Source organism: Microbacterium gilvum, from assembly GCF_039543865.1.
Classification (GTDB): domain Bacteria; phylum Actinomycetota; class Actinomycetes; order Actinomycetales; family Microbacteriaceae; genus Microbacterium; species Microbacterium gilvum.
The window spans coordinates 84,209-106,579 of record NZ_BAABKO010000005.1; the positions used below are offsets into that span (position 1 = coordinate 84,209).

Genomic DNA, 22,371 nt, shown 5'->3' on the forward strand with positions numbered 1-22,371 from the left:
GGGCTCGCCGCGCCGCTAGGAGAGCAGCGCGTGGCACCGCGCCACGCGCTCGCGCCACCACGCGACACGGTCGGAGCACGCCGTGTGGGCGTCGAGGAGCTCGGCCTCCGGCTCCACACGCGACGCGAGGATGACGCCGCCCGCCGCGGCGAGGCGGGGCTCTGCCACGTCGACGGCGAGGAGCGCCGCCGTCCCGAGCCCGCAGTCGAACTCGAGGGAGGGCAGCGCCGCCGCCAGCGCCGCGCCCTGCGCGAGGCCGACCGAGGTGTCGAGGGCGCTCGACACCACCGCCGGCAGCCCCGCGGCCTGCACGATGTCGAGCGCGCGTCGCACGCCGCCGAGGGGCTGCGCCTTGACGACGAGGATGTCGGCAGCGCCGGCGCGCGCGACCCTGAGCGGATCGGCGGCCTTCCGGACGCTCTCGTCCGCTGCGATCGGGATGTCCCAGTCCCGCAGCCGGCGGCGGATCTCGGCGAGCTCGTCGACAGACGCGCACGGCTGCTCGACGTACTCCAGGTCGAACTCGGCCAAGGCGTGCGCGGCGCGCTCCGCCTCGTCGACGTTCCAGCCGCCGTTCGCGTCGATGCGGATGCGCGCCTCAGCGCCCATCTCGGCGCGGACGGCCGCGACGCGGGCGATGTCGTCGTCGAGCGACTGGCCGCGCTCGGCGACCTTGACCTTCGCCGTGCGGCAGCCGTCGAACCGCGCGAGCACGCCGGGCACGTCCGCCGCGGCGACGGCCGGAACGGTGGCGTTGACGGGGATGGCCGCACGGCGGCCCGCGGGCTGCGGGTTCCACGCGAAGTCGAGCGCGGCGGCGAGCCAGGTGGCGGACTCGGCGTCGTCGTACTCGAGGAACGGCGAGAACTCCGCCCATCCCTCCGGACCCTCGACGAGCACGGCCTCGCGATGGTCGACGCCGCGGAAGCGCGTCGCGAGCGGGAGCGAGACGACGCGCATCTGCGCGACGACCTCGGCGAGGGCGGGAACGGGAGCGGACATGCGACCATCCTGCCCCTCCCGGCCGGCGCCGGCCATCCGCGCCGCCCTTAGGCTGGCGCCATGCCTCTTCTCGACACCGCCGTCCGGCTGGGCGTGCAGATCGCGCCGCAGCACTCCTCCTACGCGACCATCCGCGATGCCGTCACGCGGCTCGAGGACATGGGCGTCGACATCCTCTTCAACTGGGACCACTTCTACCCGCTGTCGGGCGACCCTGAGGGCACGCACTTCGAGGCGTGGACGATGCTCGCTGCGTGGGCCGAGCAGACCGAGCGCGTCGAGTTCGGCTGCCTCGTCAACTGCAACTCGTACCGCAACGCCGATCTGCAGGCCGACATGGCCCGCACGGTCGACCACATCTCCGCGAAGGGCGGCGACGCGGGCCGCTTCATCTTCGGAACGGGCGCCGGATGGTTCGAGCGCGACTACGACGAGTACGGCTACGAGTTCGGCACGCCCGGCTCGCGCCTGAACGACCTCGCGGCCGGGCTCGAGCGCATCGAGCGGCGCTGGGAGAACCTGAACCCCGCGCCGACGCGCGACATCCCGGTCATGATCGGCGGCAAGGGCGAGCAGAAGACGCTGCGCCTCGTCGCGCGCCACGCCGACATCTGGCACAGCTTCACGGAGGGCGAGGAGCTCGCCCGCAAGCTCGACGTCCTCGCGCAGTGGGGCGAGAAGGAGGGACGCGACCTGTCGCAGCTCGTCGTGTCGAACGAGCTGAAGGGCCGCGACGAGCAGAAGGCCGACGAGCTCCACGCGGCCGGCGTGCGCCTCTTCACCCTCGGCATCACGGGCCCCGAGCTCGACTTCGCCGAGGTGCAGCGCTGGCTCGACTGGCGCGACGCGCAGAACTGAGCGGGGCCGTTCGCCGCGCGGCGTTCGCCGGTGGCGGTTCGCCGGGTTCCTTCGCCGCGAATCGCGGCGAAGGACGACCCGTTCGCCGCGAAACGGGGCGAACGTGGGCCGCCGTCGGCCCGCTTCCGGGTTCCTTCGCCGCGAATCGCGGCGAAACCCGACACGGTCGCCGCGAATCGGGGCGACCGTGGGCCGCCGTCGGTCCGCTTCCGGGTTCTTTCGCCGCGAATCGCGGCGAAACCCGACACGGTCGCCGCGAAACGCGGCGACCGTGGGCCGCCGCGCCCCGCCCCGAGCCCTCGCCGCGAACCGTCTGCGCGAGCGCGGGAATAGGCTGGAGCATGTGAGCGACGCCTTCGTATCCGACCTGTTCGATCCCTCCGAGTGGCGGGCGGCTCCCGGGTCGGATGGCTACCGCGACATCACGGCGCACGTCTCGACGGACGGCCGCATCGCCCGTATCGCGTTCGACCGGCCGGAGGTGCGCAACGCCTTCCGCCCCGGGACGGTCGACGAGCTGTACCGGGCGCTCGACATCGCCCGCACCGACCCGCGCATCGGCGTCGTGCTGCTCACCGGCAACGGCCCGAGCCCGAAGGACGGCGGATGGGCCTTCTGCTCGGGCGGCGACCAGCGCATCCGCGGACGCGACGGCTACAAGTACTCCGACGACGAGACGTCGGTGACCGACTCCGCACGCGCCGGACGTCTGCACATCCTCGAGGTGCAGCGGCTCATCCGCTTCATGCCGAAGGTCGTCATCGCGGTCGTGCCGGGATGGGCGGCCGGCGGCGGGCACTCGCTCAACGTCGTGTGCGACCTGTCGATCGCGTCGGAGGAGCACGCGCTCTTCAAGCAGACCGACGCCGACGTGGGGTCGTTCGACGCGGGGTACGGGTCGGCGTACTTCGCGCGCCAGATCGGCCAGAAGTTCGCGCGGGAGGTCTTCTTCCTCGCCGAGACGTACACGGCGCGGCGGGCGTACGAGATGGGCGCCGTGAACCGCGTCGTGCCGCATGCCGAGCTCGAGAGCGAGGCGATCGCGATGGCCCGCACGATCCTCGGGAAGTCGCCCACGGCCATCCGCATGCTGAAGTACGCGTTCAACGCCGTCGACGACGGGATGGTCGGACAGCAGGTGTTCGCGGGCGAGGCGACGCGCCTCGCCTACGGGACGGATGAGGCCGTCGAGGGGCGCGACTCGTTCCTCGAGAAGCGCGATCCCGACTGGTCGTCGTTCCCCTGGCACTTCTGAGCGCATGAGGCTCGAGCGGCTCGACGCGGACGACCCCCGCGACCTCCTGCGGGCGCTGCGGGCGGCGCTCGGCGCGGGCCCCGCTGTGGCGCTCGGCGGGGCGGAGGTGCCGGACGAGGTGCCCGCCGGAACCGCCGTCGTGCTCACCACCTCGGGATCCACGGGCGTCCCGAAGAGCGTCGTGCTGTCGCGGCACGCCCTCACGTCGAGCGCCCTCGCGACAACCGCCCGGATCGGCGCCGGCCGCTGGCTGCTGCCGCTCTCCGGCTCGTACATCGCGGGCGTCCAGGTGCTCGTGCGCGGGCTCGTGCAGGGCGAGGAGCCCGCCGTCCTCTCCGGCCGCTTCTCCGCCGCCGCCTTCGCGCATGCCGCGAACGGAATGCACTCGACGCGCGGCGGCATCGCCGTGCCGCGGTTCACGTCGCTCGTCCCGGCCCAGCTGCAGACGCTCCTCGACGCGGCTGAGCACGACCGTGCCGTGCACCGCGCCCTCGCCGGGTTCGAGGCGATCCTCGTCGGCGGGCAGGCCCTCCCCGCCGCGATGAGCGAGCGCGCCGCCGCCCGGGGAGCGCGCATCGTGCGCACCTACGGCTCCACCGAGACGAGCGGGGGATGCGTCTACGACGGGGTGCCGCTCGACGGCGTGCGCGTCGAGGCCGTCGACGGCGAGCTGCGCATCGCGGGTCCGACGCTCGCGGACGGGTACCTGGACGAGGACCTCACGGCGCGCGTGTTCCCGACGGATGGCGACGGCGTGCGCTGGTACCGAACGGGCGACGCCGGCGGGGTCGAGGACGGTTCGGTCTCCGTCACGGGGCGCATCGACAACGTCCTCGTCTCGGGTGGCGTCAACGTCTCGCTCGACCGGGTGGAGCGGGTCGTCCGGGAGCTGCCCGGCCTCGAGGGGGCCGTCGTGGTCGCCGCTCCGCACGAGCGCTGGGGTGAGACCCCCGTCGTCGTCTGCGAGAACGGAGACGAGCGGTCGCTGGCGGCCGTGCGGGCGGCCGTCGAGGCCGCCCTCGGCAAGCCGGCGCGGCCGTCCCGCGTCGTCGTCGTGGGCACGCTGCCGCGCCTCGCATCGGGCAAGCCCGACCGCCGGGCCATCCGCGCGCTCGTCCGCTGAGCCGATCCATAGCCGCCCGGCTCTAGGATCGAGAGCCGTGGCACAGGCGAAGAAGCGCACGGCGAGAACCAGCGGCAACCCGGCGAGGCGCGGCACGACCGTCGCCCCGCCGCCGAAGCCCGTCACCCTCGGGGACTGGATCGGCGCGGCGCGGCTGCGCACCCTGCCGCTCGCGATCACGCCCGTGCTCATCGGCACGGGTGCGGCCGTGCTCGTCGGCGACCTCTTCCACTGGGTCATCGCGCTCGCCTGCCTCGTCGTCGCCGTCGCGCTGCAGATCGGCGTGAACTTCGCCAACGACTACTCCGACGGCGTGCGCGGCACCGACGACCACCGCGTCGGCCCCGCCCGACTGACCGCCTCGCGGCGGGTGCAGCCGCGAGCCGTGCTCGTCGTCGCCCTCGCCTTCTTCGGCGTCGCGGCCATCGCGGGCCTCGCCATCGTCATCCGCACGCAGCAGTGGTGGATGATCGCCGTCGGCGCCGTGTGCATCGTCGCGGCGTGGTTCTACACCGGGGGCAGGCGGCCTTACGGGTACAACGCGCTCGGGGAGGTCTTCGTCTTCGTCTTCTTCGGGCTCGTGGCGACCCTCGGCACGACGTGGGTGCAGGCGACCGTGCTCCCGCAGGAGGCGTGGTTCGGCGCGGTGGGGGCGGGGCTCCTCGCGTGCGCCGTGCTGCTCGCGAACAACCTCCGCGACATCGACCAGGACCGCGTCTCGGGCAAGCGCACGCTCACGGTGCTCATCGGCCGACGCGGGACGCAGATCCTCTACACGGCGTTCGTCGTGCTCGCCGTGGCCATCGCGGTGTACCTCGCGTTCTTCTACCCGATCGCGTGGCTCACGCTGCTCGTGCTGCTCGCCGCGGGCCCCGCGATCGTCATCGTGTGGACGTACCAGACGGCCCGCGAGCTCATCCTCGTGCTGCAGCTGACCTCGCTCACGTCTGTCGCCTACGGCGCCTTCCTCGCCTGGGCGTTCGTCGGCTGATCGAGAGCAGCCGGAGGGTCAGCGGCCCTCGGCCTCGGCGTCCTCGGCGTCGGCGTCGAGCTCGCGCGGGGACTTCGCCTGCTTCTGCCGGCCGCGCTCGTACAGCCCGGTCGAGACGTCCTCGAGCGGACGTCGCAGCAGCAGGATCGACAGGCTCAGGCCGATGAGGGCCGCGAACACCGCCGCGAGCCACCACAGGTCCTGGAACACCGGGAAGATCATCATGATGCCGAAGGGCACGAGGAACGCCAGCAGGCGCAGCACGGAGTAGACGACGACCGACCGGATCTTCACGGGGCCATCCTACGAACCGCCCCTGTGCGTCCCCGCCACGCGCAGACTCCCCGCAGGCGCGTTGCCTAGACTGGGGCGATGGCCCGCCTGCTCATCGTCCTCGCGGTCGCCGCCGTCGTCTTCTGGGTCTTCAGCATCGTCGACTGCGCCGTCCAGCCCGCCGCCCGCCACCGCGGCGTGGCGAAGAGCACGTGGATCCTCATCGTCGTCCTCATCCCCGTGCTCGGCGGCGTCCTGTGGTTCATCGTCGGCCGCAGCCGGCCGGGCGGCGCGTCGGCCGGCCCCGTCGCGCCAGACGACGACCCGACGTTCCTCGGCAGCATCGGGCGCATCTCCGACCAGGACGAGCGCATCCGCCAGCTCGAGGAGGAGCTCGCGAAGCTCGACGCCGAGGAGCCCTCCGACACGACAGGCGACGACGAGAAGAAGGACGACGGCGACGCGCGCGACTCCCGGCGCGGCTGACATGGGCATCGACTCGCCGGCGTCGCGTTCCGCGTGGGCGCTGCTGTCGGAGCTCGTCGGCCTGGGCGTGCGCCACCTCGTCGTGAGCCCGGGGTCGCGCTCGCAGGCCCTCGCGCTCGCGGCCGCTCGGCTCGAACGCCAGGGGCGCATCCGCCTGCACGTGCGCATCGACGAGCGGGTCGCCGGATTCACGGCGCTCGGGATCGGGCGGGAGACCGGCACCCCCGCCGCCGTCGTCTGCACGTCGGGGACGGCGGTCGCGAACCTGCTGCCCGCTGTGCTCGAGGCCCACCACTCCGGTGTGCCCCTCCTCCTCCTGACGGCCGACCGCCCGCCCGAGCTGCGCGGCATCGGCGCCAACCAGACCACGACGCAGCCCGGCATTTTCGGCGATGCCGTGCGGCTGTCCGTCGACGCCGAGACGCCGACGGGGGCGGATGGCGAGGACGGGTCCGCGCGCGATCTCGCCACGCGTGCGTTCGATGCGGCGGTCGGCGCGGGCCAGGGCGCCCCCGGCCCCGTCCACCTCAACCTCCCGTATCGCGAGCCGCTCGCGGGCGACCTGCCCGGTGCGGCCCGCGGCGACGTCGATCCGCACATCGACGACGGCCGCTATCGCCCGGTCGTCGAGCGCGCCGTCACGACGCTCGCCCGCGGACCGCGCACGCTCGTGCTCGCGGGGGCGGGCGCCGGGCCCTCCGCCGAGCAGATCGCCCACGACGGCGGATGGCCCCTCGTCGCGGAGATCGTGAGCGGTGCCCGCTTCGGGCGCCACGTCGTCCACGGCTACCGCGCGGCGCTCGCCGACCCCGACCTCGGAGGGCGCGTGGAGCGCGTCGTCGCGGTCGGCCATCCGACGCTCAGCCGTGAGGCGACGCGCCTGCTGTCGCGCGCCGATGTCGAGGTGATCGCCGTGCGCGGCCGCGGCGAGGAGCTCGACCTCAATGGCCGCACCCGCGCCGTCGACGCCGTGGCGGTCGACGAGGGAGACGCCGACCGCGCGTGGCTCGGCGCCTGGATGCGGTTCTCGCGCGCGCATGCGCCCGATCTCGACGGACCAGCGCCCGACCTCGACGGCCTCTCGTCGACCGATCCGCACGCGCGCGCTGACGCCGTGCGCACAGAGCTGGACGCCGTGCGGCGGCCCCTCGACCGCGCCCAGCTCGTGGCCGCGGTGTGGGCGGCGACGTGGCCGCACGACCGGCTCGTGTTCGGCTCGTCGCGCCTCGTGCGGGTCGCGGACGAGCTCCTCCCGGGCAAGAAGGTGCGCGTGCACGCCAACCGCGGCCTCGCGGGCATCGACGGCACGGTCGCCACGGCGACGGGCGTCGCGCTCGCGAGCCAGCTGCCGGGGATGGCCGGTGTCACGCGCGTGCTGCTGGGCGACCTCGCCCTCCTGCACGACGCGGGGGCCCTGCTGCTGCCCGACGGCGAGGACGAGCCGCGCATGCAGATCGTCGTCGGCAACGACCGCGGCGGCACGATCTTCGACGGGCTCGAGGTCGCCGCGACGGCGTCGGAGGAGGACATGACGCGCGTGCAGTACACGCCGCACGCCGTGCGCCTGGAGCAGCTCGCCACCGCCTACGGGTGGGAGCACCGCAGGGTGACCACGCGCGGGGCCCTCGACCAGGCGCTCACCTCGACAGCAGGACGCCGCATCCTCATCGAGGTGCCGCTCGCCCGCTGATCTGGACCGCGGCGTCCGCCGGAGGGCAGGATGGACGGCATGACCGCGAAGAGCCAGGTGAAGTGGACCGACGACGCGCGCACGGCGCTCCGCGCGGGGGAGGGCTTCCGGCTCGCCGATCTCGACCCGGAGTCGACGCCCGGCTACGCGGGCGACAAGAAGGACGGCGCCGTCGATCTCGCGGCGGGGCTCGCCCAGCTCGCCGACCTCCAGGAGCGGCTGTTCGCCGCGAGCCACGCCGGTCCGGGGCGCGACGCCGTCCTCCTCGTGCTGCAGGCGATGGACTCCGCGGGCAAGGGCGGCATCGTGCGCCACGTCGTCGGCGGCGTGGACCCGCAGGGCGTCGAGCTCGCCGCGTTCAAGGCGCCGACCGAGGAGGAGCGCGCGCACGACTTCCTCTGGCGCATCGAGCAGCGCGTCCCCCGCCCCGGGTACATCGGGGTCTTCGACCGCTCGCACTACGAGGACGTGCTCATCGGCCGCGTGCGCGAGCTCGCCCCGCCGGAGGAGATCGAACGGCGCTACAGCGCCATCGTCGACTTCGAGCGGAGGCTCGTCGAGGGCGGCACGCGCATCGTCAAGGTGATGCTGCACATCTCGTACGACGAGCAGGGCGGGCGCCTCATGGAGCGACTCGACCGCGCGGACAAGCACTGGAAGTACAACCCCGGCGACGTCGACGAGCGCGCGCTCTGGCCCGCCTACCAGGAGGCGTACCAGACAGTCATCGAGCGCACGTCGACCGATGTCGCGCCGTGGCACGTCGTGCCGGCGAACCGCAAGTGGTACGCGCGCCTCGCGGTGCAGGCGCTCCTGCTCGAGACGCTCGAGGACATCGACCCGCGATGGCCGGCCGCCGACTTCGACGTCGAGGCCGAGAAGGCCCGGCTGCGGGCGACGATCCGCTGAGGCCTCCCGGATGCGCGAGGATGGGGGCATGGCTCGCATCGTCATCGCACCGGACAGCTTCAAGGGCACGATCGCGGCGGCCGATGTCGCCGCCGCGCTCGCGGAGGGATGGTCGTCGGCGCGGCCCGACGACGAGATCATGCTGCGGCCCATGGCAGACGGCGGCGAGGGCACGCTGGAGGCGTTCGCCGGCGCCTTCCCCGACGCCGTGCGCGTGCCCGTGCGCGTCACGGGGCCGACGGGCTTCGCGGTCGACGCCGCCTGGTTGCGGCTGCCGCCGACGGACGAGGCGCCGGGAGGCGTCGGCGTCGTCGAACTCGCGTCCACGTCCGGCATCGAGCTCCTCGGCGACGCCCGCCGGCCCTGGGAGGCGTCCACGATCGGCTTCGGCCAGGCGATCGCGGCCGCGCTCGCGGCAGGCGTCTCCCAGCTCGTCCTCGGCATCGGGTCGAGTGCGTCGACGGATGGCGGAACGGGCCTCCTGACGGCGCTCGGCGCCCGCTTCGTCGACGCCTTCGAGACCTCGATCGCACCGGGAGCGTCGGGCCTCGACGACGTCGCACGCGTCGACCTCTCGGCTCTGAAGGCATTGCCCGTGAACGGCGTCCAGGTGCTGTGCGACGTGACCAACCCGCTCCTCGGCGGGAGCGGGGCCGCGGCCGTCTTCGGCCCCCAGAAGGGTCTCGACCCCGACGGTGTGGCGCGCGCCGACGCGGGTCTCGCTCGGCTCGTGGGGGTGCTGAAGGGGCTCGAGGGCGACAGCCTCCCCGTCGAGATGGCGCGGATGGCCGACCCGGAGTCGCCGGGTGCCGGAGCGGCCGGCGGTGCCGGCTACGGCCTGCTCGCGTGGGGAGCGGAGATCGTGCCCGGTGCCGTGCGCGTGGCAGACCTCACGGGGCTCCAGGAAGCGATCGCGGGCGCTGACGTCGTCATCACGGGCGAGGGGTCGTACGACGGGCAGTCGGCGGCGGGCAAGGCCCCCGCCCACGTGGCGCAGCTCGCGGATGCCGCCGGCGCGCGCGTCGCGGTCGTCGCGGGCCGCATCGCGGCCGACACGTCGGATCTCGCGCACGCGGTCTCGCTCACGGAGCTCGCCGGCTCGTCGCAGGCGGCGATCGCCGAGCCCGCCGTGCACCTGCGCGCTGCGGGCGCCGCGCTCGCGGGCGTGCTCCTCCCCGAGGCGCGCTGAGCTCCGCCGCGACGAGGAGGATGCCCGTGGCCGCCACCCTGCGCGACGTCGCCGAGCTCGCCGGCGTCTCGATCAAGACCGTGTCGAACGTCGTGCGCGGGTACCAGCATGTGCGCGAGTCGACGCGGGCGACCGTGCTGGCCGCGATCGCCGAGACCGGATACCAGCCGAACCTGTCGGCTCGCAGCCTGCGGATCGGCCGCAGCGGGGTCATCGGGCTGGCGCTTCCCGAGCTTGCGCTGCCGTACTTCGCCGAGCTCGCGGGCGCCGTCATCGACGAGGCGAAGGCGGCCGGCGTCACGGTGCTCGTGGAGCAGACGGGGGCCGAGCTCGACGCGGAGCACGGCGTGCTGCGCAGCCCGACCCGCCAGCTCACCGACGGGCTCGTCTTCAGCCCGCTCGCGATGGGGCAGGACGACGTCGACCGGCTCGACGTCGACTACCCGCTCGTCATCCTCGGCGAGCGCATCTTCGACCCCGCCTGCGACCACGTCGTCATGGACAACGTGGAGGGCGCGCGGGCGGCCGTGGCCCACCTCGTCGCGGCCGGCTGCCGTCGGATCGCCGCCGTGGGCGCGCACCTCGGCGAGGAGCAGGGGTCGGCGGCGCTGCGACTGCGCGGCTACCGCGAGGCGCTCGAGGAGGCCGGCCTGCCGTACGACGAGGACCTCGTCGGCTATGTCGGCATGTGGCATCGCGTCGACGGCGCGGAGGCCATGCGGGCGCTGCTCGCGCGCGGCATCGAGATCGACGGCGTGTTCGGCATGAACGACACGCTCGCGTTCGGCGCGCTGCGCGCCCTGCAGGACGCCGGACGCCGCGTGCCGGACGACGTCCGCGTGATCGGCTTCGACGACCTCGACGAGACCCGCTACACGGCCCCGTCGCTGTCGACCGTCGATCCCGGGCGCCTCGAGATCGCGCGCACGGCCGTCCGCGTCCTCCTCGAGCGGATCGCGGAGCGTGCGGCAGGCGGGGAGCCCTCGCCGCCGCAGCGGTACACGACGGGCTTCCGCATCGTCGAGCGGGAGTCCACCCGCGCGCGCTGATCCCGCTGCCGTCCCGTCGCTGGGCGGTATCCGCCGTTCTCGCCGTGGGGAAGCGGCGGATTCCGCCCACCCGCGCCCCGTCGCCCTTGACGGATGACGAGTCCGCCTCTAGATTTACAACGTTGGAAATGCTCGCAGTCGAGCACGGAGCGGCGAGGCAGCCGCCAGAGACGAAGGAGGTCGCGATGTCGACGACGTCGATCGCGATCAGGAGGAGGGCGCCGCGGGCGCTCGCCGTGATCGCCGCGCTCGCGGCGGCAGCGCCCGCCCTGGGCGCATGCGCCGCGACGAAGGATCCGGACGCGCTGACGTTCATGTTCCGCGGCGGCCCCGCGGAGGAAGCCGCCTACACGGCCGCCATCGAGCAGTTCGAGGCCGACACGGGCGTCGACGTCGAGATCATCATGACGACGGCCGACGAGTACGCCACGAAGCTGCGCGCCGCGATCGTCGGCGGCCAGGTGCCCGACGTGTTCTACGTCGACCCCGGCAGCGTCGAGGCCTACGTCAACGCGGGCGTCATCCAGGACATCACCGACGAGGTCGAGGCGTCCGACGTCGTCGACCTCGACAACATGTGGGCGTACGGCATCGACTCCTATCGATACGACGGCGACTCGCTCGGGCAGGGGCCGCTCTACGCCCTGCCGAAGGACGTCGGCCCGTTCTCGTTCGGCTACAACGCCACCATGCTCGACGAGGCGGGCATCGAGCGGCCGGACCCCGACGATCCGTACACCTGGGACGAGTGGATCGAGGTCATGCAGGCCGTCACGAAGGATGTCGACGGCGACGGCGAGCTCGACCAGTGGGGCACGGGGCTCAACGTCGTGTGGAACCTGCAGTCGTTCGCCTGGTCGAACGGCGCCGACTGGATCGACGCGGATGCCGAGACCGTCACGGTCGACACCCCCGAGTTCGCCGAGGCGCTGCAGTTCTTCGCCGACATCCAGAACGTCTACCAGGTGACGCCGTCGGTCGCCGAGGCGCAGACGCTCGACACCTACCAGCGCTGGATGCAGGGTCAGATCGGGTTCTTCCCCGTCGGGCCGTGGGACGTGCCCACCTACAGCCAGCTCGACTTCGAGTGGGACCTCATCCCGTGGCCCGTGGGCGCCACGGGCGAGAGCGCATCGTGGATCGGCACGCTCGGCATCGCCGTGTCGGCCTCGACCGCGGACACCTCCGCCGCCGTCGACCTCGCCGCATACCTCTCCGCCGACCGCGACACGCAGCAGGCGCTCGTCGATGCGGGCGTGCAGATCCCCAATCTCATCGACATGGCGGAGGAGTACGCCGCCGACGACTCCACGATGCCCGCCAACAAGCACGAGTTCCTCGACGTCCTGCAGGAGGACGGCCGCGCGCTCCCGGCGACCTACACCTACAACGGGCAGTGGTACGACGAGCTGTTCACGAACATCCAGCCCGTGCTCGACGGCGCCGTCTCGGCCGAGGAGTACCTCGCACAGGCGCAGCCGCGCATGCAGGACTTCCTCGACATGGCCAACGACCAGTCCGAGATGTCGAGGACGGGCGGATGACCGCGACGACCGTCCCGCCCCGTCCCCGCGTCGAACGAAGGAGATCGACCATGACCACGGCCGCACCCCTCCGCAGGAAGAGCCGGCTGCATCGCGGCGAGCACCGACAGGCCGCGCTGTTCGTCGCGCTGCCCGTGATCGGCTTCCTCGCCTTCGTCGCCTATCCGCTCGTGTTCGCGCTCGTCACCTCGTTCACGAACTGGAACGGCATCACCGCGCCGCGCGCGAACGGCGTCGCGAACTACGCGCGCATGCTCGGCGACGAGTACTTCTGGAAGTCGCTCGGCAACACCGTCTTCCTCATGATCGGCATCCCGATCGGCCTCGTGCTCGCCCTGCTCCTGGCGCTCGCCATGAACCGCCGGATGCGCGGGACGACGTTCTTCCGCACGATCTACTACATCCCGGTGATCTCGTCGATCGCGGCCATCGCCATCCTGTGGCAGTGGGCCTACAACGGCGACTTCGGGCTCGTCAACCAGGCGCTCGCATACGTCGGCATCGACGGCCCGAACTGGCTGCAGAACGCCGCCACGGCGAAGCCCGCGATCATCATCATGGCCGTGTGGAAGGGACTCGGGTACTCGATGCTGCTCTACCTCGCCGCCCTGCAGTCGGTGCCCCGGCAGCTGTACGAGGCGGCCAGCCTCGACGGCGCGTCGGCCCTCCAGCAGTTCCGCTCCGTGACGGTGCCGATGCTGCGGCCCGTGACGTTCTTCCTCGTCGTGACGAACATCATCGGCGGTGCCCAGATCTTCGTCGAGATCAACATCATGACGCCGACGGGCGGCCCGGAGTTCTCCACCGCGACGATCGTCTGGTACATCTGGCGCCAGGCGTTCGAGTACCTCAACATGGGCTACGCGACGGCGATGTCGATCGTCCTGGGCCTGCTCGTGTTCGCCGTCACGGCCATCCAGTTCGCGCTCAACCGGCGCAACCAGTTCTCGATCGAGTGAGGCCGACGATGACCGCTCTCCAGAACCCGCCCACCACGTCACCGCTCTCGTCGGCCGCGCTCGTGCAGCCTTCGCGCACGGGGCGGCGACCGCGCCTGTCGCGCCGCTACCGGCTCGGCAACGTGCTCGTGACGATCGTGCTGTCGCTCGGCGGCGTGACGATGGTCGCCCCGCTGCTGTGGATGCTCGCCACCTCCCTCAAGACGCGCGAGGCGGTGTTCTCCCTCCCGCCGCAGTGGATCCCCGATCCGGTGCAGTGGGACACGTACGTGCGCGTATGGACGTCGGGACCGCTCCTCACGGGCATCCTCAACAGCGCGATCGTCGCCGTGAGCGTCACGCTCGTCGGCGGAGCGGCGTCGGCGCTCGCCGCCTACGCCTTCGCGAAGATGCGGCTGCCCGGCAAGGGCGCGCTCTTCCTCTCGCTGCTCGCGGCGATCATGATCCCGTTCCCCACGCTCATGATCCCGCAGTTCCAGATGTTCGCCCGCGCGGGCCTCGTCGACACCCTGTGGCCGCTCATCCTGCCGGGCGTCTTCGGGAACATCGTCATGGTGTTCTTCCTGCGCCAGTACCTCGACACCGTGCCCGACTCGATCATCGAGGCCGCCACGATCGACGGCGCTGGTCACTTCGCGATCTTCTGGCGGCTCATCTTCCCGATCATCCGCCCTGCGATCGCGGCCCAGTTCATCCTGTGGTTCATGGGGGTGTGGAACGACTACCTCGCGCCCATCATCTACCTGAACTCGCCCGAGGTGCAGACGCTGCAGCTGGTCATCGCGCGCTTCAACGCGACCTATGCGAGCCAGACCGACTACCCGCTCATCATGGCGGCGTCGTGCATCGCGCTCGTCCCCGTGCTCGCGGTCTTCGTGATCTTCCAGAAGCAGATCATCGAGTCCATCGCCCTCACGGGCTCGAAGGGCTGACCATGGCGACGGCGGATGGCGCGGGCGAGGCGCTCGGATGGACCGGGCGCGTCATGCAGGTGCTCGCGCACGTGTCGAGGCTGCTCGCGGTGCAGGGGCTGTGGGCGCTCGGGGTGCTCGCGGGGTGCGTCGTGCTGGGCGTGCATCCCGCCTCCGTCGCCGCCGTCCGCGCCCTCGAGGCGCCGTCGGGGCTGACCCGCGCGTTCTGGGCGGCGTACCGCGGCGCCCTCGTCCGCGCGAACCTCGTCGGCGCGGGGTTCACCCTCGCGACGGCGCTCGTCGTGCTGGAGGTGCTCCTCGTGCCGATGCCCGCCGTCGTGCTCGCGGCCGTGACGGTCGCGGGCGCCGGCGCCCTGGTGGCCGCCGGCTACGCCGTCGTCGCCCAGGCGCGCGTGCCCGCGGCGACGGCCCGTGCCGTCCTGCGCTTCGCGCTCCTCGCGCCGTGGGCGTCTCCGTGGCGCGCGGTCGGCGTGCTCTGCGTGCTCGCCGCGCTCGCGCTCGCGATCGCGACGGCACCCGCCGTCGCCCTGCTGTTCGGCGCCTCGGCGCCGCTCCTCGTCGCATCGGCGCTCATCGGCCCCGTCGTCGCGCGCGCCGCCGGCTGAGCCGTCCGGCTTGACGCGGCGGCTGCGTCCTGCCACTCTTTACATCGTTGAAATGACCCGAAGGGACACCATGACCTCCGCACGCATCCGCATCGACCCCGACGCCGTGGTCGCGCCCATCGACCGCAGGATCTTCGGCTCCTTCGTCGAGCATCTGGGCCGCTGCGTGTACGACGGCATCTACGAGCCCGGCCATCCGAAGGCCGACGCGAACGGCTTCCGCACCGACGTGACGGCGCTCGTCAAGGAGCTCGGATCCACGACCATCCGCTATCCCGGCGGCAACTTCGTCTCGGGGTACCGCTGGGAGGACGGGGTCGGTCCTCGCGACGAGCGACCGGTGCGCCGCGACCTCGCGTGGCACGCGCTCGAGACGAACCAGATCGGCCTCAACGAGTTCGCGGGCTGGCTGAAGGAGACGGGCAGCGAGCTCATGCTCGCCGTCAACCTCGGCACGCGCGGCATCCTCGAGGCGCTCGATCTGCTCGAGTACGCCAACCATCCCTCCGGCACGGCGCTGAGCGACCTCCGCGCCGAGCACGGCTACCCCGAGCCGTGGGACATCCGGATGTGGTGCCTCGGGAACGAGATGGACGGGCCCTGGCAGACGGGCTACATGACGGCCGACGACTACGGAAAGCTCGCCGCCCGCACGGCTCAGGCGATGAAGGCGGCGCAGAAGGACCTCGAGCTCGTCGTATGCGGCTCGTCCAGCTCGTCGATGCCCACGTTCGGCGACTGGGAGCGGACGGTGCTCGAGCACGCGTACGACCACGTCGACTACGTCTCGTGCCACGCGTACTACCAGGAGCACGACGGCGACCTCGACTCCTTCCTCGCGTCGTCGCTCGACATGACCTACTTCATCGAGACCGTCGTGACGACCGCCGACGCCGTGGGCCACCGCCGCAAGACCGACAAGAAGATCATGCTGTCGTTCGACGAGTGGAACATCTGGTACCTCAAGGAGCACCAGGAGTCCGACGAGGTGAACGAGACGTGGCCGATCGCGCCGCGCCAGCTCGAGGACGTGTACTCCGTGGCCGACGCCGTCGTCTTCGGCAGCCTCCTCATGACGCTGCTCGCGCACCACGACCGGGTCCGCTCGGCATCGCTTGCGCAGCTCGTCAACGTCATCGCGCCGATCATGACCGAGCCCGGCGGCGACGCGTGGCGCCAGACGACGTTCTTCCCGTTCTCGGTGACGTCGCGGCTCGCCCAGGGCGCCGTGCTGCGGCCGCGTGTCGAGACGCACACCGTGTCGTCGCGGAAGTTCGGCGAGGCGCCCGCCGTCGAGGCCGTCGCGACCCACGGCGATGAGGGCTCCGCGGTGTTCCTCGTGAACCGCTCGCGCGAGGCGGTCGACGTGACGATCGACGTGTCGGGCCTCGGCCGCGGCGGGGTGACCGAAGCCGTCACGCTGTGGGACGACGACGTGTACGCGAAGAACACGATCGACGACCAGGAGCGTGTCGGGCTGAAGCCGCTCGCGGCGTCGCTCGCCGACGGCGTGCTGACGGTGCGCCTCGAGCCCGTGTCGTGGTCGGCGGTCGCGCTGGGCTGAGCTGAGCTGAGCTGGGCTCTGGCTGGGGCGCCCGGCTGGGCGCACCCGGCTGGGGTGCCAGCCGAGCCGGGATCGAGGGGCCGGGGCTCGAGGGGCGCCATCGCACCCATAACGCTATACTCACAACAAATACGGCGACGAAGGAGACGCGGATGACGCTGACGAACTGGGCGGGCAATGTGCGCTTCGGCGCGGAGCGCGTCGAGGCCCCTGCGACCGTCGACGAGGTGCGCGCCGTGCTCGCCGCGTCGCGGCGGGTCCGCGCGCTCGGGTCGGGCCACTCCTTCAACCTCATCGCCGACACCGACGGCACGCTCCTCTCCACGGCGCGGCTCGCCGCACCGCCGCGCATCGACGCCGACGCCCGCACGGTCTCGGTCGGCGCGGGCACGCGCTACGGCGATCTCGCGCCGCTGCTCGAGGCCGAGGGGTGGGCGCTCGCCAACCTCGCGTCGCTCCCGCACATCTCGATCGCGGGGGCGGTTGCGACGGGCACGCACGGCTCGGGGGATGGCGTGGGCACGCTCTCGTCGGCGGTCGCCGCACTCGAGATCGTCACGCCGGCGGGCGACGTCGCGCGGCTCTCGCGCGGCGACGCCGACTTCGACGGCGCCGTCGTCTCGCTCGGAGCGCTCGGCATCGTGACCGAGGTCGTCCTCGACATCGAGCCGACCTTCGCCGTCAGCCAGCGCGTGTACGAGCGGCTGCCGCTCGACGTGGCGCTCGCCGAGTTCGACGCCGTCATGGGCGCGGCCTACAGCGTGAGCATGTTCTTGCGCTGGACCGAGCCCGACGTCGTCGACCAGGTGTGGACGAAGGCGCGCGGTGACGCCTCGCCCCGGCTGCCCGGCGGCGTCGCCGAGGCGGCCGAGCAGGTGCACATGCTCGCGGGCGTCTCGCCGGCGGCGACGACGGCGCAGCGCGGCGAGCCGGGCCCGTGGCTCGACCGTCTCGCCCACTTCCGGCTCAGCCACACGCCCTCGAACGGCGCCGAGCTGCAGTCGGAGTTGCTGGTGCCGCGCGCGCACGCCGTCGAGGCGCTGCGCATCCTGCGCGGATACGCCGATGTGATCGCCCCGCTCATCCAGGTCACCGAGGTGCGCTCGATGAAGGCCGACGATCTCTGGCTGAGCCCCGCGTACGGGACGGACGCGGTGGGCATCCACTTCACGTGGCAGCAGCGCCAGCCCGAGGTCGAGGCCGTCGTCGCGACGCTCGAGGAGGCGCTCGCGCCCCTCGGCGCCCGCCCGCACTGGGGCAAGCTCACGCGGCTCGACCGCGAAGCGATCGCCGCCGCGTGGCCGCGCTTCGACGACTTCGTCGCCCTCGCGGAGCGATACGACCCCGAGGGGAAGCTGCGCAACCCCTTCCTCGACCGCGTGCTCGGAACGGCCTGACCCCTACTCCTCTTCCCCTTCTCTCGTCCAACGGATATCCGCTTGCCGTAAGCACACCGGATTCCGCGGTATCGCGTGGGCTCTCGTCAAAGGGATATCCGTTGGGCGAGGGGGCTGTGGGGGCTACGCGAGGGCGTCGATGATGGGGCGGAACTTCACGCGCGTCTCGAGGAGCTCCGCCTCCGGGCGGCTCCCCGCGACGATGCCGCCCCCGGCATGCGCCGTGACGGGGCGCACGTCGCCGTCGGCCGCACCGATCTGCGCGCAGCGCAGAGCGATCGCCCACTCGCCGTCGCCAGCGCCGTCCACCCACCCGACCGGGCCCGCGTAGCGGCCCCGGTCGAAGGGCTCGAGGCGGCGGATGGCCTCGACGGCCGGCACCGTCGGGGTTCCGGCCACTGCCGCCGTGGGGTGGAGAGCGCGCACCATGTCGAGTGCCGAGCCGCCGTTCTCGAGCGTGCCCTCCACATCCGTCGCGAGGTGCCAGACGTTCGGCAGCTTGAGCGTGAACGGCTGCTCGGCCGCCACGAGCTCAGAGGTGTGGGGGCGCAGGGCGGCGAGAACGCTCTCGACGGCGTAGCGGTGCTCGTCGAGGTCCTTCGCGGTCGTCGCGAGCTCGGCCGTGAGCGCCGTGTCCTCGTCGGCGGTGGCGCCGCGCGGTCGGGTTCCGGCGAGAACGCGCGCCGTCACGGTCCCGCCCGACACCGTCACGAGTGTCTCGGGGCTCGCGCCGATGATGCCGTCGACGGAATAGGTCCACGTGTCTGGGTAGCCCTCCGCGAGGGCGCGCACGAGGCGGCGCAGGTCGGCCTGGGCGGGCAGCGTCCCCACGACGTCGCGCGCGACGACGACCTTCTCGAGCTCGCCGTCGGCGATGAGCGCGAGCGCGGCCGTCACGGCATCGGTGTGCGCCGCGGGGTCGAGGAGCCCGGGGCCGAGCGTCGCGGACCAGTGCGGTCCGTACGGGATGGCCGTCGGCTCGGCCGGATCGGGGGCGTCGACGGGGCCGATGACGGTGATCCATCCGCGCCCTCCGCGGCGTCCAACGACGACGCTCGGCACGACGAGCGTGCTGGGCGCGTCGGAGGCGTCGTCGAAGGCGAAGGCGCCGAAGCCGATGAGCCCCGTACCCGGCAGCCGCACGCCGTCGAGCACGTCTGTGGCCGCCGAGATCCCGCGCCAGACATCCGCGATCGCCTCGAGCCGGTCGTGCTCGCCCACGTCGATGCGCAGCACCTCCGGCCCGATGCCGACGAACCCGTCGCCGCGGCGCAGCCAGACGAGCGGGTCGTCGGGTGCGGCGAGGAGGAGGAGGTCCTCCACGGCGTCGATGGGGCGCGTGACCGCGCGCAGGCGGGGCAGGGAGAGCGGGTCGGACACGGCTTTCAGCCTAGGCCGCGACGCTGGGCGCCCGCCGAGCGCGCCGCGTCCGCTGCGCCCGCCCGCGGCTGCGCCCGCCCGCGGCTGCGCCCGCCCGCGGCTGCGCCCGCCCGCCCCGAGCCGCCCCGCCCCGCCTCGCCTCGCCTCGCGCCTAGACTCGGCGGGTGACCGTCGAACGACCCGCCGTGGGGACCCGCCTGCTGTTCCGCTGGAGCAAATGGGACGGCTCGCCGCACTGGGTGCACGAGTGCGTGTACCTCGGAGCGGACGAGTGGGGAGACTGGTTCGGGCAGCTCCCGGGATGGCGCAGCTCGCGCCCCGGGCGCGACATGGTGCTCCGCGCGGCCTGCGTCGAGTTGCTCCCCGCCGGATCGGGGGAGTGGGTGCTCACGCGCAACGCCCCGCCGTCGACCACGCGCGTCTACATCGACCTCGCCTGGGACGCGCGGTGGGAGGGCGGGGAGCCCTCCGCGATCGACATGGACCTCGACGTCGTGCACGCGCTCGACGAGCGGGGCGTCTACGTCGACGACCGCGATGAATGGGACGCGCACCGCGTGCGCTTCGGCTACCCCGCGGCCGTGCAGGAGGCGCTCGAGGCGCGCACCGACGCGCTGGAGCGCGCCGTCCGCGCCGACGCCGCCCCTTTCGACGACGTCACAGCCGACCGCTGGTTCGCGGTGCTGCGCGCGCTCGACCTGGACTGAGCCGGCACGACCTGGACTGAGTCAGACGGTGCCCGTCGGCGGCCAGACGCCGATGATGAGCGACATGACGACGACCGTGACGAGCTCGTGCGCGATGTTCATCGTGGTGAGCGCCGAGGGGCGGCCCTCGAACGCGTCGTGCGTGATGAACCGGGCCGCCGTGAGCCCGGCCCACAGCACGACCGCCGTGCCGACGGCGGAGACGAGGTACGAACCGGCGTAGAAGTGCCAGGCGATCGACGCCGCGCCCGCGAGCACCCATGCCGTCACGAAGCTCACGACGAGCGTGACCACGATGGGGACGATCGCGGTCGCGCCTGGGCGGTCCATGTCGACCTTCGCGAGCTGCGCCCATCGCGTTCCGAAGACCTTCGGCGTGTACCAGACCGAGCCGACGACCATGCTCGACAGCGTCGCCAGCACGACCGCCCAGTAGTTGATCTCGGGGACCATCTGCGCCTCCTCGGCGAAGGGGCGGCCGTCGCGCGGGTCGCCGTGTGCCGTGAGCATATCGCCGACCGCCCCCTGTGCGGGCGCGGATCCGGGCGATCTACACTCGACGTGATGAGCGCCGAGAACAACGAGCCGAACCGCGCCGACCTGGGGAAGGACCCTGCCAGGGTCTCGGGGATGTTCGACCAGGTCGCCGCCCGCTACGACCTCACGAACGTCGCCATGACGGTCGGCAACGACGCCCTGTGGCGCGCCGCGACCACGCGCGCCGTGGCGCCCCGCCCGGGTGAGCGCATCCTCGATCTCGCCGCGGGCACGGCGGCTTCGTCGGCCTCGCTCGCGCGCAGCGGGGCGGAGGTCGTCGCCGCCGACTTCTCGCCGGGCATGCTCGCGGAGGGCCGCCGTCGCCATGGAGCCCTCCGCAACCTCCGCTTCGTGGAGGCGGATGCCACCGACCTGCCGTTCGAGGACGACTCCTTCGACGCCGTGACGATGTCGTACGGGCTGCGCAACGTCAACGACCCGAAGAAGGCGCTGCGGGAGCTCCTCCGTGTGACGAAGCCCGGAGGGCGTCTCGTCGTGAACGAGTTCTCGACGCCGCCGAGCCCCCTCTTCCGCGGCTTCTACCGCTTCTACAACGGCACGGTGCTGCCGCGGGTCGCCCGCGTGTTCGGCTCGAACGGCGAGGCCTACGACTATCTCAACGAGTCGATCCGCGACTGGCCCGACCAGGCCACGCTCGCGGGATGGATCCGCGAGGCCGGATGGCAGGACGTCGCGTGGCGCAACCTCAGCTTCGGCATCGTCGCGCTCCATCGCGCGGTGAAGCCCGGGCTCTGAGACGGCTGTTGTCTCGGGCTGAAGACACCGCGGACGGCGCTCCCGCGGCGGACGGTAGGCTGGGGGCGTGACTCCGAGCCCCTCCGCGCCGGGTTCGCAGCTGGCGAGCCGATTCGGTCTGAGCGACCGCGTGTTCGTCGGACCCGTCGCGCGGCGCCTCGCGGCGAAGATCGAGGAGGGCCTCGAGCGCGTCGAGAGCGAGCTCGCCGAGGAGCTGAAGGCCGCAGACCCGCTCGTGGACGCGACGAGCCGCTACCTCTACGAGGCCGGCGGCAAGCGCGTGCGCCCCATGCTCGTGCTTCTCACGGCCCAGCTCGGCGCCGGTGCGACGCAGGCGGTCGTCGACGCGGCCAAGGCGCTCGAGCTCATGCACCTCGGCTCGCTGTACCACGACGACGTCATGGACGGCGCCGACCGCCGCCGCGGCGTCGAGGCGGCCCACCAGGTGTGGGGCAACAGCATCGCGATCCTCACGGGGGATCTGCTCCTGTCGCGCGCGAGCGTCATCATGTCGCGCAACGGCGAGGAGGCCATGCGCCTGCAGTCCGAGACGTTCGAGCGCCTCGTGCTCGGTCAGATGCACGAGACCGTGGGCGCGCAGCCGGGCGACGACCCCATCGACTTCTACATCCAGGTGCTCGCCGACAAGACGGGATCGCTCATCGCCGCCGCGGCGCGCGCGGGAGCGTTCTTCTCGGGCGCCGACGAGCGCTTCGGCGAGCCGCTGCGCGTGTACGGCGAGAAGGTCGGCGTCGCCTTCCAGCTGGCCGACGACGTCATCGACCTGTCCGCGAGCCCCGAGGACACCGGCAAGGTGCCCGGCACCGACCTGCGCGCGGGCGTCCCGACCATGCCGTACCTCCTGCTGGCACGGCGCGACGACGACGCCTCCCGCGACCTGCTCGCCCGCATCGAAGACGGCGTCGCGCGGATCGCTGACGGCGCCGACCCGGCCATCCTCGACGGGCCGCTCGCCGAGCTGCGCGACCACGACGTCACGGAGGCGACGCGGCAGCTGTCGCTGGACTGGACGCGCGACGCCATCGCGGCCCTCGATGCGCTTCCGCGCGGCACCGTGCGCGAGGCGTTGACGAGGTTCGCCGAGAGCCTCGCCATCCGCTCGAGCTGACGCGCGGCGGCGAACCGCGACGAACCGCGACGGGCA

Annotated in this window: 22 protein-coding genes; 18 read left to right on the plus strand and 4 right to left on the minus strand. The window is 72.6% G+C overall.

Annotated elements, in window-relative coordinates:
• Positions 1-15: 15 nt before the first annotated feature.
• Positions 16-1,002, minus strand: coding sequence for an o-succinylbenzoate synthase (locus tag ABD998_RS13515; protein ID WP_345440029.1), 987 nt, complete (start codon positions 1,000-1,002; stop codon positions 16-18).
• 60 nt (positions 1,003-1,062) lie between these two features.
• Between ABD998_RS13515 and ABD998_RS13520 the strand changes: the two genes are divergently transcribed.
• The 4 genes from ABD998_RS13520 (at position 1,063) to ABD998_RS13535 (ending at position 5,229) form a co-directional block, all read left to right on the plus strand.
• The gene (locus ABD998_RS13520) at positions 1,063-1,860 is read left to right on the plus strand and encodes an LLM class F420-dependent oxidoreductase (protein ID WP_345440031.1); all 798 of its coding nucleotides are present in this window, start codon (positions 1,063-1,065) and stop codon (positions 1,858-1,860) included.
• Between the two features lie 343 nt (positions 1,861-2,203).
• The gene (locus ABD998_RS13525; RefSeq protein ID WP_345440033.1) at positions 2,204-3,115 is read left to right on the plus strand and encodes a 1,4-dihydroxy-2-naphthoyl-CoA synthase; all 912 of its coding nucleotides are present in this window, start codon (positions 2,204-2,206) and stop codon (positions 3,113-3,115) included.
• 4 nt (positions 3,116-3,119) lie between these two features.
• The gene (locus ABD998_RS13530) at positions 3,120-4,238 is read left to right on the plus strand and encodes an AMP-binding protein (protein ID WP_345440035.1); all 1,119 of its coding nucleotides are present in this window, start codon (positions 3,120-3,122) and stop codon (positions 4,236-4,238) included.
• A 37-nt stretch (positions 4,239-4,275) separates the two neighbouring features.
• Positions 4,276-5,229 (plus strand): 1,4-dihydroxy-2-naphthoate polyprenyltransferase, encoded by a 954-nt coding sequence (locus ABD998_RS13535; RefSeq protein WP_345440036.1) that lies wholly within the window; start codon positions 4,276-4,278, stop codon positions 5,227-5,229.
• An 18-nt stretch (positions 5,230-5,247) separates the two neighbouring features.
• Here ABD998_RS13535 and ABD998_RS13540 read toward each other — a convergent pair whose 3' ends face one another.
• The gene (locus ABD998_RS13540) at positions 5,248-5,523 is read right to left on the minus strand and encodes a DUF4229 domain-containing protein (RefSeq protein WP_345440038.1); all 276 of its coding nucleotides are present in this window, start codon (positions 5,521-5,523) and stop codon (positions 5,248-5,250) included.
• Between the two features lie 78 nt (positions 5,524-5,601).
• Here ABD998_RS13540 and ABD998_RS13545 point away from each other — a divergent pair, with 78 nt between their 5' ends.
• The 11 genes from ABD998_RS13545 (at position 5,602) to ABD998_RS13595 (ending at position 17,826) form a co-directional block, all read left to right on the plus strand.
• A complete protein-coding gene (locus ABD998_RS13545) occupies positions 5,602-5,988 on the plus strand; it encodes a PLD nuclease N-terminal domain-containing protein (protein WP_345440040.1) in 387 nt (128 codons plus the stop codon).
• A gap of 1 nt (position 5,989) precedes the next feature.
• Positions 5,990-7,678, plus strand: coding sequence for a 2-succinyl-5-enolpyruvyl-6-hydroxy-3-cyclohexene-1-carboxylic-acid synthase (menD, locus tag ABD998_RS13550; protein WP_345440042.1), 1,689 nt, complete (start codon positions 5,990-5,992; stop codon positions 7,676-7,678).
• A 39-nt stretch (positions 7,679-7,717) separates the two neighbouring features.
• Positions 7,718-8,587, plus strand: a complete 870-nt coding sequence (locus ABD998_RS13555; RefSeq protein WP_345440044.1) for a polyphosphate kinase 2 family protein — start codon at positions 7,718-7,720, stop codon at positions 8,585-8,587.
• A 28-nt stretch (positions 8,588-8,615) separates the two neighbouring features.
• The gene (locus ABD998_RS13560) at positions 8,616-9,776 is read left to right on the plus strand and encodes a glycerate kinase (protein ID WP_345440046.1); all 1,161 of its coding nucleotides are present in this window, start codon (positions 8,616-8,618) and stop codon (positions 9,774-9,776) included.
• A 20-nt stretch (positions 9,777-9,796) separates the two neighbouring features.
• Entirely contained in the window at positions 9,797-10,825 is a 1,029-nt protein-coding gene (locus tag ABD998_RS13565) for a LacI family DNA-binding transcriptional regulator (RefSeq protein WP_425562989.1), read from the plus strand.
• A gap of 185 nt (positions 10,826-11,010) precedes the next feature.
• Positions 11,011-12,369, plus strand: coding sequence for an ABC transporter substrate-binding protein (locus ABD998_RS13570; protein ID WP_345440050.1), 1,359 nt, complete (start codon positions 11,011-11,013; stop codon positions 12,367-12,369).
• 50 nt (positions 12,370-12,419) lie between these two features.
• Complete coding sequence (locus tag ABD998_RS13575) at positions 12,420-13,328, plus strand: carbohydrate ABC transporter permease (protein WP_345440052.1); 909 nt, start codon at positions 12,420-12,422, stop codon at positions 13,326-13,328.
• Positions 13,329-13,336: 8 nt separating this feature from the next.
• Positions 13,337-14,260: a carbohydrate ABC transporter permease gene (locus ABD998_RS13580; RefSeq protein WP_345440054.1), complete on the plus strand. Its 924-nt coding sequence runs from the start codon at positions 13,337-13,339 to the stop codon at positions 14,258-14,260.
• Positions 14,261-14,262: 2 nt separating this feature from the next.
• A complete protein-coding gene (locus ABD998_RS13585) occupies positions 14,263-14,865 on the plus strand; it encodes a DUF624 domain-containing protein (protein WP_345440056.1) in 603 nt (200 codons plus the stop codon).
• A 70-nt stretch (positions 14,866-14,935) separates the two neighbouring features.
• Positions 14,936-16,429 carry an arabinosylfuranosidase ArfA gene (gene arfA / locus ABD998_RS13590; protein ID WP_345440058.1) on the plus strand — a complete coding sequence of 498 codons (1,494 nt, stop codon included), beginning with the start codon at positions 14,936-14,938 and terminating at the stop codon, positions 16,427-16,429.
• Between the two features lie 152 nt (positions 16,430-16,581).
• Positions 16,582-17,826, plus strand: coding sequence for an FAD-binding protein (locus tag ABD998_RS13595; RefSeq protein WP_345440060.1), 1,245 nt, complete (start codon positions 16,582-16,584; stop codon positions 17,824-17,826).
• A 123-nt stretch (positions 17,827-17,949) separates the two neighbouring features.
• On the opposite strand, the gene ABD998_RS13600 is transcribed toward ABD998_RS13595, so the two are convergent.
• Entirely contained in the window at positions 17,950-19,206 is a 1,257-nt protein-coding gene (locus ABD998_RS13600; protein ID WP_345440062.1) for an isochorismate synthase, read from the minus strand.
• Between the two features lie 164 nt (positions 19,207-19,370).
• Between ABD998_RS13600 and ABD998_RS13605 the strand changes: the two genes are divergently transcribed.
• Entirely contained in the window at positions 19,371-19,913 is a 543-nt protein-coding gene (locus ABD998_RS13605) for a DUF402 domain-containing protein (RefSeq protein WP_345440064.1), read from the plus strand.
• Positions 19,914-19,934: 21 nt separating this feature from the next.
• On the opposite strand, the gene ABD998_RS13610 is transcribed toward ABD998_RS13605, so the two are convergent.
• Positions 19,935-20,366, minus strand: coding sequence for a DUF1761 domain-containing protein (locus ABD998_RS13610; protein WP_345440846.1), 432 nt, complete (start codon positions 20,364-20,366; stop codon positions 19,935-19,937).
• Positions 20,367-20,477: 111 nt separating this feature from the next.
• Here ABD998_RS13610 and ABD998_RS13615 point away from each other — a divergent pair, with 111 nt between their 5' ends.
• Positions 20,478-21,206 carry a demethylmenaquinone methyltransferase gene (locus ABD998_RS13615; protein WP_345440066.1) on the plus strand — a complete coding sequence of 243 codons (729 nt, stop codon included), beginning with the start codon at positions 20,478-20,480 and terminating at the stop codon, positions 21,204-21,206.
• Positions 21,207-21,273: 67 nt separating this feature from the next.
• Positions 21,274-22,335, plus strand: a complete 1,062-nt coding sequence (locus ABD998_RS13620; RefSeq protein WP_345440068.1) for a polyprenyl synthetase family protein — start codon at positions 21,274-21,276, stop codon at positions 22,333-22,335.
• The last annotated feature ends 36 nt before the right edge of the window (positions 22,336-22,371 follow it).